13 protein-coding genes and 1 pseudogene are annotated in these 11,258 nt (G+C 57.4%); 3 read left to right on the top strand and 11 right to left on the bottom strand.

What is annotated here, in order from left to right:
* Positions 1–28: 28 nt before the first annotated feature.
* Positions 29–997 carry a LysR family transcriptional regulator gene (locus tag U6958_RS16280; protein WP_143044632.1) on the bottom strand — a complete coding sequence of 323 codons (969 nt, stop codon included), beginning with the start codon at positions 995–997 and terminating at the stop codon, positions 29–31.
* Positions 998–1,120: 123 nt separating this feature from the next.
* Between U6958_RS16280 and U6958_RS16285 the strand changes: the two genes are divergently transcribed.
* The 3 genes from U6958_RS16285 to U6958_RS16295 all read left to right on the top strand — a co-directional run bounded on the left by U6958_RS16285 (position 1,121) and on the right by U6958_RS16295 (position 4,979).
* On the top strand, positions 1,121–2,137 hold the full coding sequence (locus U6958_RS16285) for a tripartite tricarboxylate transporter substrate binding protein (RefSeq protein ID WP_046239091.1): 1,017 nt from the start codon (positions 1,121–1,123) through the stop codon (positions 2,135–2,137).
* Positions 2,138–2,141: 4 nt separating this feature from the next.
* Positions 2,142–4,058 carry an AMP-binding protein gene (locus U6958_RS16290; RefSeq protein WP_074923215.1) on the top strand — a complete coding sequence of 639 codons (1,917 nt, stop codon included), beginning with the start codon at positions 2,142–2,144 and terminating at the stop codon, positions 4,056–4,058.
* A gap of 192 nt (positions 4,059–4,250) precedes the next feature.
* Complete coding sequence (locus U6958_RS16295; protein WP_046987806.1) at positions 4,251–4,979, top strand: DUF4198 domain-containing protein; 729 nt, start codon at positions 4,251–4,253, stop codon at positions 4,977–4,979.
* 114 nt (positions 4,980–5,093) lie between these two features.
* Here the strand turns inward: U6958_RS16295 and U6958_RS16300 are convergent, their stop codons facing one another.
* The 10 genes and pseudogenes from U6958_RS16300 to U6958_RS33340 all read right to left on the bottom strand — a co-directional run.
* Positions 5,094–5,807: a hypothetical protein gene (locus tag U6958_RS16300; protein WP_047327284.1), complete on the bottom strand. Its 714-nt coding sequence runs from the start codon at positions 5,805–5,807 to the stop codon at positions 5,094–5,096.
* A gap of 116 nt (positions 5,808–5,923) precedes the next feature.
* Complete coding sequence (locus tag U6958_RS16305) at positions 5,924–6,460, bottom strand: hypothetical protein (protein ID WP_244160526.1); 537 nt, start codon at positions 6,458–6,460, stop codon at positions 5,924–5,926.
* A 352-nt stretch (positions 6,461–6,812) separates the two neighbouring features.
* On the bottom strand, positions 6,813–7,232 hold the full coding sequence (locus tag U6958_RS16310) for a hypothetical protein (RefSeq protein WP_074923214.1): 420 nt from the start codon (positions 7,230–7,232) through the stop codon (positions 6,813–6,815).
* 60 nt (positions 7,233–7,292) lie between these two features.
* Positions 7,293–7,784: a hypothetical protein gene (locus U6958_RS16315; protein WP_143044631.1), complete on the bottom strand. Its 492-nt coding sequence runs from the start codon at positions 7,782–7,784 to the stop codon at positions 7,293–7,295.
* Positions 7,785–8,018: 234 nt separating this feature from the next.
* Positions 8,019–8,432, bottom strand: coding sequence for a hypothetical protein (locus U6958_RS16320; RefSeq protein WP_074923213.1), 414 nt, complete (start codon positions 8,430–8,432; stop codon positions 8,019–8,021).
* A 109-nt stretch (positions 8,433–8,541) separates the two neighbouring features.
* Positions 8,542–8,796 carry a hypothetical protein gene (locus tag U6958_RS16325; protein WP_143044630.1) on the bottom strand — a complete coding sequence of 85 codons (255 nt, stop codon included), beginning with the start codon at positions 8,794–8,796 and terminating at the stop codon, positions 8,542–8,544.
* Positions 8,797–9,007: 211 nt separating this feature from the next.
* Complete coding sequence (locus U6958_RS16330) at positions 9,008–9,478, bottom strand: hypothetical protein (RefSeq protein WP_012205697.1); 471 nt, start codon at positions 9,476–9,478, stop codon at positions 9,008–9,010.
* 382 nt (positions 9,479–9,860) lie between these two features.
* Positions 9,861–10,388 (bottom strand): hypothetical protein, encoded by a 528-nt coding sequence (locus tag U6958_RS16335; protein ID WP_143044629.1) that lies wholly within the window; start codon positions 10,386–10,388, stop codon positions 9,861–9,863.
* Entirely contained in the window at positions 10,388–10,786 is a 399-nt protein-coding gene (locus tag U6958_RS33335) for an AHH domain-containing protein (RefSeq protein WP_404997206.1), read from the bottom strand. The genes U6958_RS16335 and U6958_RS33335 overlap by 1 nt, the downstream gene beginning before the upstream one ends.
* Before the next feature lie 20 nt (positions 10,787–10,806).
* Positions 10,807–11,200 (bottom strand): annotated as a pseudogene (locus U6958_RS33340) (RHS repeat-associated core domain-containing protein); the annotation flags it as partial.
* Positions 11,201–11,258 lie beyond the last annotated feature (58 nt).

The following is an 11,258-nucleotide window of genomic DNA, read 5'->3' on the forward strand; positions in this document are numbered from 1 at the left end:
AAGTCTAACGCAAAAACCGACCAGTCGTCTACAAACTTTGTTCCAGCGTCATTCCGGCGGTCGCAACGCCTGTGCCGTCGGGCAAGTCACCCGGCCGGATGATGCGCGCAAGGCCCATCCTGTCGCTCAGAAAGTCGATCAAGGCCCGGGCGGCGCCGGACTGGAAGCGGTTGGGCATGTACAGCATGAACATGCGGCCCTGGTTGATGCTGAATTCGTAGTCCTGCATGGCCAGCACGACGCGGCCATCTTCCACCTGGCGGCGCACCATGTAGTCGGGCACCAGCCCCACGCCCAGGCCACCGGTGATGCAGTCGCACAGGAAAGGGTAGCTGCGCGACATCAGCGTGGGCGTGATGTCCAGCTCCTCCAGTGGCTGGCCGTTCCGCGCAATCTGCAGGCGCACCTTGCCGCTTTCTCCGCCCGATGTGATGAGCGGCGTGCGCGACAGCTCGGACGGGGTCTCCGGCAGGCGGTGGCTGTGCAGCCAGTCGCTGGAGGCGCACAGGCTGTAGCGCACCGGCCCCATGTCGCGCGCCACCAGCATGGGTGGCGGGTCGGACATGACGCGGATGGCGATGTCCACGCTGTCCTTGAGCAGGTTGTCTATGAAGTTTTCCAGGCGGATGTCCAGCACCACCTGCGGATGGGCGCGCTTGAACTCGATCAGCCACGGCGCCATGACCAGGTGGCCGTAGCCGGTGGGCACGCTCAGGCCGATCTTTCCCGAGATGTCGTCCGTGCTGCTTTGGGCCAGTTCGCGCACCAGTTCGGTCTCGTTGAGGATGTTGCGCGCATGGCGGTAGATGCGCTGGCCGACCTCGGTGGCCTCCACGCCCTGGGGCGTTCTGCGCAGCAGCGATGCGCCCAGGGACTTCTCCAGCCGGGCCAGGTGGTAGCTCACGTTGGCCCGCGACATGTTCAAGAACTTTGCCGCCTGGCTCAGGTTTCCGTGTTCGATGATCTGGACAAGGATGTTGAATGCCAGGAGATCCATGCGCTGCAGTCCAAGGGGGTGTCAATATTGTTTGACATGATGTCAACCGCCGCCGCCATTGTCAAAGAGGGTGCGCTGGGCAGAATGGGCCAGCCAGAACACATAAACATTCAAGGAGACAAGATGGCAGGCATCACAAAAAGACAGGCGCTGGCCAAGGGCATGGCGCTGGGAGCCATCGGCGTGGCTGCGTTCGCATCGCTGTGCGGCGCGGCGCAGGCCAATACCGATACCGGGGCCTGGCCCGACAGGCCGATTCGCCTGGTCGTTCCCTTCCCGCCGGGCGGACCCACCGATGGTGCGGCGCGCGTCTACGCCGAGGCGCTGGCGCGCCAGCTGGGCCAGCCCGTGGTGATAGAGAACAAGCCCGGCGCATCGGGCGCGGTGGCGGCAGGCCAGTTCCGTACGGCAGCGCCTGACGGCTATACGCTGATGATGATGGTCACGCCCACCATCATGGCGCCGCATTTCTTCAAGAACGTCAAGTTCCACCCGGCCACGGATTTCGCCCCGGTCACCAAGATCTATGACTTGCCCAATGTGATTGCGGTCAATGCGCAGTCCTTGCCTAAGGTGACGGACCTCAAATTGCTGTTCCAGTACGCCAAGGCGCAGCCCGCCACGCTGGACTACACCAGCTCCGGCGCGGGCAGCTCGGGCCACCTGAGCATGGAGCTGATGAAATCCGCCAGGCTGCACACCATGCAGCACGTGGCCTACAAGGGCAGCGCGCCCGCCATGAACGACACGCTGGGCGGCGTGGTGCCGGTGATCTATGCGGACATGGTGTCTGCGCTGCCCCATATCCGCAGCGGCCGGCTGAAGGCGCTGGCGGTGGGCACGCCGCAGCGCGTGAAGGCGCTGGACGGCGTGCAGACCATGGCCGAGCAGGGCTTTGGCGGCTATGAGGCATCGTCCTGGGGCGGCCTGGTGGCACCCAGGGACACGCCGCGCGCCATCATCGACAAGCTCAGCGCCACCTCGCGCCAGCTGCTGGCCACCGACGAGGTGCGCGACCGTTTCGAGAAGATCGGCGTGACGGCCGCCTACCTCAACCCCCAGGACACCGAGGGCCTGATCCGCAGCGACTACACGCGCTGGGGCGAGGTGGTGCGCACCAACGGCCTGGGCGCGGAGTGAGCCCATGGCCATGAGTCCTATTCCTGCGCAATCCATGTTCCGCCCCCTGCGGGCCGTGCGTTCCCTGGCCGATGTGGAGGCCATCGAAAGCCAGTCCATGGCCGGGCTGATCACGGCGCAAACGGTCTACGACCTGTTTTGCAACTCCGCGCGTGAGCACGGCCAGGGCAGGGCGCTGAGCTTTCTGCCCCAGGCCGGCAGCGTGGATGACGCCCGGCACCTGAGCTATGCCGAACTGCTGGGCCGGATCCACCAGACGGCCAACGCCCTGCATGCGCTGGGCATGGGCGCCAGCGACACGGTGGCCATCCTGCTGCCCGGCTGCATGGAGTACCACTTTGCGCTGTGGGGCGGCGAGGCGGCGGGCATCGTGCAGCCCATCAATCCTTTGCTGAGTGCCGAGAAGATCTCTGCCCTGATGCGGACCACGGGCGCGCGCTTTCTGATCGCCTGGGCGGACGAGGACGATGCCGGCATCCGCGAGAAAGTCACGGCGCTGGATGCGGACCTGGCGCATGTGCTCTGGGTCTCGCATGAAGGCCGGGTTCCCCAGGGGGATGGACAGCGCTGGCCCGCCAGCGATCTGAACGCCGCCCTGGCCGCCCAGCCCTCCGACCGGTTGGTGAGCGGGCGCCAGCCCCAGGCCGGCGACGTGGCGGCCTACTTTCATACCGGGGGCACCACGGGTGCGCCCAAGATCGCCGTGCAAACGCATGGCGCCCAGGTCTACACCGCCTGGGCCAGCGTGCAGATGCAGGGCCTGAACACGGCCGACCGCACCATCAACGGCTACCCGCTGTTCCATGTGGCGGGCGTGCTGCCGGGCTCGCTGGCCTGCTTTTCGGCCGGGGCCCACGTCATCATTCCGACCACGGGGCTGTTTCGCAACAAGGCCGTGATTGCCGGCTTCTGGCGCATGGCGGCACAGTGGAAGCCCACGCTGATGTCGGCCGTGCCCACGGTGCTGGCCGCGCTGGTGGAGGTGCCGCTGCTGGGGGCCGATGTGTCCTCCATCCGCTACTTCCGCACGGGCGCCGCGCCGCTGTCGCCGGAGGTGGCGGCGCGCTTCAAGGCGCACAGCGGCTTCCATGTGCACGAGAGCCTGGGCATGACCGAGATGACGGGCATCTCCACCATCACGCCGCCTGGCCTGCACGCGGCAGCGGGCCATGTGGGCCTGCGCCTGCCGTTTGCGCGCCTTGCCGTGCGCCGCATGGGGCCTGACGGCAGGCCATCGGACCAGGAAGCGGCGGCCGGCGAAACCGGCATGGTGGTGTTCCAGTCGCCCAATCTGTTTTCCGGCTACCTGGCCGGCATCGAGCCGTCCAGCTACCTCACCGATGACGGCTGGCTGATCACGGGCGACCTGGGCTCGGTCGGCGACGATGGCCTGCTGCGGCTGCGCGGGCGTTCCAAGGACGTGATCATCCGCAGCGGCCACAACATCGATCCGCAGGTGATAGAGCAGGCGCTGGAGCGCCATCCCGCCGTCAAGGCCTGCGCCGCCGTGGGCGCGCCCGATGCCTATGCGGGCGAGGTGCCTGTGGCCTTTGTCGCGCTCCACCCCGGCGCCCAGGCCGATGAGACCGAACTGCTGGCCTTTGCCGCAGCCGGCGTGGACGAAGCGCCTGCGCGCCCGCGCTATGTGCGCATCATCGATGCGCTGCCCACCACCAACGTGGGCAAGGTCTACAAGCCGCGCCTGCGCAGCATGGCTGCTGAAATCTACGCCCGCACCCTGGTGGCCCAGGCGCATGAGCGCATGGGCCTGCCGCTGCCGCCCGCCGACAGCACCACGCATGCGGAAGGCGAGGGCTTTGTGCTGCGCCCGGCCAGGGCGCACGACAGGCGCCCCTGGGAGCAGGCCGCCGAGGCGCTGGCCTTCACGGGCGAGCCGGTGCGCATCGAGGATGCCGCCTGAGCGCTGGGCCGGACCCCATTGCAGCCACCTGGTGAACTGCGCCGGGGTGGTGTGCAATGCGCATAGAATGCAAACCATTCGCATTCAATAATCGATGCGGCGACATGCGGCCGCACCCCACTCCCAACACGTTCATGCCGTCGGCCCGTTATGGCGCCGATGGCTGTTTTTTTGTCCTTTGAGGAAGCTGCAATGAAGAAACACTGGATTCTTGTCTCCGCACTCCTGGCCGCCAGCGGCGCCAGCCAGGCCCACCAGATCTGGCTGGAGCAGCCGGCCGGCGAAACCGCCGTGATCCGCTTTGGCGAATTCGGCGACAACCTGCGCGAGACATCGCCGGGCCTGCTCGACAAGTTCGGCAAGCCCGTGGCCACCCTGGTGTCTGCCCAGGGCGAGAGGGCGGCCGATGGCCGCAAGACCGGCACCGGCTTTGCGCTGCCCTTCAAGGCCGGCCAGGGCGACAGCATCGTGGCCGAGGATGCCGGCTACCCGCTGTACACCAGCAAGAAGGGCGAGCAGGAACTGCGCAACTGGTACCACCCGGCCGCGCGCCTGATCACCGGCTTTGCCGCCCAGGCCCCGCGCCTCACGCTGGATGTGGTGCCCTCGGGCAAGGCCGGCGAATTCAAGGTCATCTACAAGGGCCAGCCCCTGCCCAAGGCCAAGGTCGTGCTGACCGTGCAATCGGGCTGGAGCAAGGAAGCCCATGCCGACGAGCAGGGCTTGGTGCAGTTCGACATGCCCTGGAAGGGCACCTACGTGGCCGAAGCCACGCACGACGAGCGCAGCGGCGGTGAGCGCACCGGCCCGAACGGTGCAGAAAAATACGACGGCGTGCACTACGTGACCTCGGTCACCTACGTCAAGCCTGATGGCGTCGCCGCCATCCCGGCCGGCCCTGCAGCCAAGCCCAACAAATAGGCACTGCGGTCCTGCACGGCCCGCACCGCCCCGCACCGGCCGGTGCGGGGCACCGGTTTCCATGGCGTCCGGGCCTGCAGGCATACGGGCGCGACGCCAGCCACCAGGCAGGGCTCAGGGCAGGAACGGTGACGACAGCAGCCGCAAGCCGATGGAAAACCACCGCTCCTGCGTGCTGCTGCCCGCGCGGTTGCCGTAGGTGGCATCGACCTGCACATGATTGGGAACCAGCCAGTAGCGCAGGCCCATCTGGTAGAAGGGCTTGCCCTGGTTCTGGCCGAATGTCTCGGCAATCAGCCAGGTGCTCTGGCTCAATTGGGCCTCGGTGGCCAGGCCCCAGGTCATGAGGTTGCGATGCGTCTGCGCCGTGCGCAGCCAGCCCACGTTGGTGTGGAAGAACAGCCGGTCATCGCGCAGCGAGAACGTGACGGGCACATAGGCGTACAGGTCTCCCCGGCCCTGGCCCTCGTCATTCGGATGCCGGGCATTGCCCACGGCCAGGCCCCAGCCCCAGCCATTGGGCTGCAGTTCCTTGAACAGGGTCTTGCCCTGGATCACCACATCCGTGGTCCGGCTGCTGCCGTCCTCTCGCGTGCGTGCCGCGCCCAGCGTCAGCTCCAGATTGCCCGTGAAATTGCAGGCCGGCTGGGCCCAGAACTCCGTGCTGTCCTTCTTGGACTTGACCCAGCTTTCCAGCTGGCAGGACTTGGCATCGACGATGCGGGCATCATCCGTGATCATGGGCCGGGCTGCATGGGCCGGGCTGGTGCCGAGACAGGCTGCCAGGCCCAGGGCTGCCGCCGTCCAAAGGGAGTGGGAATTGCGCATGGCCCGCCATCCTAAAGCCGAAAAATGACGCCACCAGAACATTGTTGTGCCAGGAGCGCCACAACAACGGCTGTGCACGGATTTCCCCCATATGGCCCATATGGCCCTATATGCCCTTATATGGCTGGCACATCTAGGCACAGACGCAGACCCGCCATCTGGCCGGGCATGTTGGCCAGCGGCAGCTGAAGCTCCGTCAGCAGCATGGCCTGCTGCATGGGATGCTGAAACGGATAGAACGCCGCCGCACCGCCACGGATGCGCCACTCGTGCGGGCTGGCCTGCAGCCGGGTGAACGTGGCCACGGCCAACGCCGCCATTCCCCAGGGATTGGAGGCCGCGCGGTTGAGCTGCCCATCGCCAAACTGCGCCAGGCACACATCACCGGACAGATCGCGCTGGGGAACTGCGTCCCCGCACACATACAGCCGCTCCGTGCCTGCCTTCGCAACGTACTCCCACTCATGGTCCCAAGGCAGGCGATAGCCCGTGGCGGCCAAAAAGCGCTGCGCTTCCTCTTGCGTGACATAGGCGGGAAACGGCCCGTCCTCGCTGGAGAAATCAGGCCGCTCCAGCCCATCGCACAGCTCCACATGCTCTTCAATCACCCACTCGAACGTAGGAAAGCGGCCCATCAGAAATGCGGGCAACATGCACGGGATCGGCCTCCTGCGCTGCATGGACCACCGGCGCAATCAAGGACCAGTCCTCCGCAGGGATCGAATCGCGCAGCTTATCCAGCCGCTGCGCCCTTGCCCCGTAGGTGAAATCGCCGCCCAGGACCAGGGTCAGCGTGGTCTCATGCTGCGCATCGTAAAAGCAGGGAACCTCCCATGTTGCGCCCTCAGCAGGTTCTGTAGAGACGAATGGTTTGGCGAACTCGAAGCCGCGCGGCAGCCCCTCCAGAATGGCTTGGGCAATCTCTGCGCGGCGGGAGGGCAGGGGTGGATTTCCAGGATTGGGGGCTGGCGAGTTCGGGGATGGTGTGCATGGTCGGGACAAAAATCACATGACTTCAAACAGATGAAATTTGACGCCGTGCGGATTCTTGCCGAAATCTCCAGACAGCTCGCCACGCATGGTCAGATCGCACCTCTTGTCTTGCATGAAAACATCCATCTCGTAGCCCCAGCCTCCGTAATTCAATCGATAGACCCTGATTGAAGAATTTTCATTGTTGGCACAAATTTCATCTTCTTCCAGAATGATCTGGCTACCTATTGGAGGAGGTGAAAACGAGGTGAAATCGTCTTTGCCGAGATAATTTTCCAATGCTTCAAAAGCCTCATCCATTTGCAGTGGGCCGATACCGAAGTGGGCTTCAAGGGTTTTCAGATCTTGGTGAAAGAATGCGGTCGCCAGCAAGCGGATGGATTTCTCTGCGGTCTCCAGGTTGAGTGTGTGAAGATTTTGGGGTGTATTCATATGAGTGGGCAGCTGCCATGTCTGGATGTTAAATAAAGATTGAAGGATTATTGGTGGTAATTATTTCAATATATGACCCGTGGCTACCAATATTTGTTTTATTTTTCTAAGCTTCCTGTTACTCCTTCTCGCCAGTACTGCAGATATTTCAGCGAAGTCATTTTCAACAGTCTTGGTGGAGATTTTTCTGTTTTTTATATCATCGATTATTGCGGCATTGGTTTCAAATGTAAGAGCTAGAGGGTTTTCCTTGTGGTATGAAAATCTACAAACGCATAGATCATTAATGATGAGTGCGCCATCGGAGTTTTTGCTGTCAAGGAACAATCTCATGTTGGCTGGCTTATTGATCATCTTAAGGATGGTGGATAACCTGAATCCATGGAAATCAAGGCCGCTGCCCCATATTTTCCCTTTGAGCGTGTATATCTTGAAGTTGATTCCCTGGTTTCTATTAACTATGGAATAGTATTTCTCGAATAATTCATGATCATGCGGATCTCCCTCTCTGGAAAATCCCGTGCATGCCAGGTCTTCTATGCTTTCTGGCACCGTTGCTGATGTTTCAACATTCAGACATATTTCTCCAAATAGATATTATATTAAAATAATGCTTATATCTGGGTAATCGATTGTCATAATGTAGGGGCTATGTATCCAACTGTATGGGCTTCAATAATACATTTGCCTTTTGCAAAGGGAATCGTGTGGCAGAAAAGAAAGTCAGGCAATCGGCTCTGATTCTTAAGATGTTCAGTCCCACAGTGAGATGCCACGACCAGTAGCTCAAGAGTAGGCCGTGGTGCGGCCCAGGCCCCTTGGCCATGTTCGGCGGTGATCCAGTGGCGCGCCGATCTGGTCGCACTGGTACCAGTAGGTGCTGTGTTCCTCGCCCGCTCCCTGAATGGTGGCCAGCGGTACAAAGCTCCCCGGCTCGTAAATATAGAGCGCCTGTCTTGTACCTCGCTGGCTGTGCACCATGAGGTCGCCATCCCAAAGGTAGTGGGTACTGCAGAAGGCATCGCTTTTGGCGACACATCGGCCCGTGGGGTCGTAGGCGTAGCGGGTGGCCTGGGTGACGCCGTGGCGCGTGGTGTTCGATTCGACGAGCTGGTGGTCTGCGTTCCAAGTTAGGTCCAGCACTTCCTGGGTGCCGGTCTTTTGGTTGCCGCGGGTGCGGCGGGTGACGTTGCCGCGCACGTCGTATTCAAAGTGCAGGTCCTGGTATAAGCGCAGGCGGCATACTAGGTCTGCGGATATGAATTATGGCAATGGTTCCAGTGAGATGCACGTAGCTTATATTTATGTGTCAATCTGGGGTTGCCCAAAGATCGGCGGATAGGTTATGAATAAACCTGGAGGCAATGGGTTTGCTTAGTTTTTGATGTACTAAGGTTTGGGTATCTGAAAAAACAAGGCCAAAAGTTAGAGTCCCCTGAAAACCATGATAGCTAGATACTCCTTGAGCATAGAAAGCTACCTGTTTGAGAATAAAATCGCCGTCCATATGGATGGAGTTATCTTTAAAGATTCGATTATAGTTGTCTTGATTTTCATAGATCAACGCAATGCTATGCTTCTCGTTTTCTTCAATCTAGCTATTTCTTGCATTTATAGCTGCTGCTTCAGTATCCTCTTCGTATTCTTCGTCTTGCTCTGCAAGATGAGGTCGTTCAAAGATTCGATGCTCCTGAAGCCAAGCATCGAAAGAAGGATCATTGGGAGATTTTCCAATGAATGAAACGAGAATTTTTCCATCCATAGAATATGAGATTCTATTTAAGGTTGAGATTCTTTGCGTCGAATTTGTTAATCTTTCTTATTCTTATGGTTTCTATGCCTTTCCACTTGTTTTTATAGAATATGATAATTATGTGGTTGTCCTTTTGATACGCTTGGACAAGGTCTTCCTGATTCTTGCTGACTGATTTTCCCAATTTTTCTTCAACCTGTGATTTGTCCATTGCAAAAGCGAGGTTGAATGGATTTTCTTTTTCAAAGCCTTTATTGATATCGAATGATTCAAAAGTGAACCAGCCATCCCCAATAGGTGGGGAAAGATATTTTTCCTTGTATGAATCTGTGGGGTCAAATTCCATGGAAATCAATTTGTCTTTGGTTTTTATTCTTGTTGTTGAATCTCCCTTTGGCATCTTTTTTATGTCATTCTCGAGAAGAAATGACTCAAAATCATCACTTGTCGAAGTATGACCTAGGAAGGATAGCAATCTTTCGGTATTCATCATATTTCTTATGTTGATGGTAATTTTGGTTTCACGGCTTTATGAGATAACGCCATGTCTTCGACATATTTATCAAAATCAAAATCCTTTAGCTCTTCCACTGATTGCATATACTCTTCAAGCATCCATGGTCTTTCGTGAGCCACGGATTTCCCCGGCGAGCAGGTCGCCGGCGTAGAGGAGGGGGGCGCCCGAAGGCATCGTGCTTGTCGATTCGCCGGCCCAGTGCGTCGTGGCTGTCGGTAGCCTACGTACGCACAGGCTTCTTGAGAGGAGTTCTGCAAAATCTAGTTTTCCGTGATTTCAACCAAATGAAATTAAATTTCACGGGTGATGATCGTTTGATAACAGTTTTTTGCGAATCAATTTTCAATTGGCCAAGAGTCTAATTCTTGGAATAAACCACAAAACTACCTTTGTTCGGATTGCTACTGCCTTTCCAACCACAAGGAAATCCCGATGACTTATATATTTTAAATACTCTTTCAAAGAAATCTATTTTTTCCTCGGAGAATAATCTGGATTTTGCGCAAAACACCAAATCTTCATAAAATATATTCATTAGAAATTCATAATCATCGTCATCTATACCTAATTCAATAATAAGATGTTTGTTGTTATTTATTATTTTTTCGTAATAATTTTCCGAATCTCGATGTATTGCAAATTTTTCCAAATAATTGGGTGGAGGCGGGATTTCAATTTTCTTTTGTGCGGAGGAAAATATATCTTGTAAAAAATAATAGGGTTTTTTGATATCCTGATCTGTATATATTTCTAAGGCTCTATGTATATTTGTGACAATCTCTGTATTTTTATCACTGCCTTTATATATAGTTCTGAGAAATTTATTATCCCTCATGAAAATTAAAATCTCCTGCACATCTGCCGGAAAGTCAGTTATGGTCGTCATTAGAATCCTCCTTTTTTCAAGAGATCGTCCCAAAGTTTGAATGTAGATCCTTCACTTTTCATTATTGGCGTTCCTTTTTTTAACTCTTTGTGTAAGAAATCCTGCATTTCATTTACTCTTTTTGAGAGTTGCTTGGGACATCCGCCCGATGATGCTATTTCTCTATCTATTGCAGATAATATGGCGTCGGAATAGTCATTGTGATTAGTATTGTGGGTGGATTTTCCAAACCATTTTCCCTTCTCTCCTCCAAATTGCCCTGTTTTCTTGGGTAAATTGATAAGATTCTCTAAAGCGTGTCTGTCTATGCAGTTGAGAATAGGTCTTTTGTTAAAAATATCTTGTGGTACTTTGTGATGTGTTTGATGATCTGGAGATTTACCTGCTACCCGATCCATTCTATTTCGATGGGTTGATAGACCAGCAGGATCAATCCATTCAATTGGATTGACCCCATATAAATAGAAATTTTCACCACCAAACAACCCAATCGGATCCTGATGCACAAACCTTCCCACCACAGGATCGTAGTACCTGAACCGGTTGTAGTGCAGCCCCGTCTCGCCGTCAAAGTACTGTCCCTGGAACCGTAGCGGTTGCTCCACCAGCGCAAGGCTTTGTACCTCACCCTGGGCGGCCAGGGCCAGCGGGCGCTGGTCGTGGGGGAACACCGCCGCATCGTCCGTGCCGGTGCGCAGGTGCTGCAGCTGCTGGGTCTGGCCCCAGACCTTGTAGCTGGCGGCCCAGACGATGCGGCCGGCTTCGTCGGTGAGTTCCTGGGGGGCGCCGATCTGGTCGCAGTGGTAGTAGTAGGTGGCAAAGCTGGATTGGCCCGCTTCTGCCTGTGCGTTGCGGTTTTCCTCGTTCCTC

Origin of the sequence: Delftia lacustris (genome assembly GCF_040267515.1) — a bacterium.
GTDB classification, from domain to species: Bacteria; Pseudomonadota; Gammaproteobacteria; order Burkholderiales; family Burkholderiaceae_C; genus Comamonas; species Comamonas tsuruhatensis.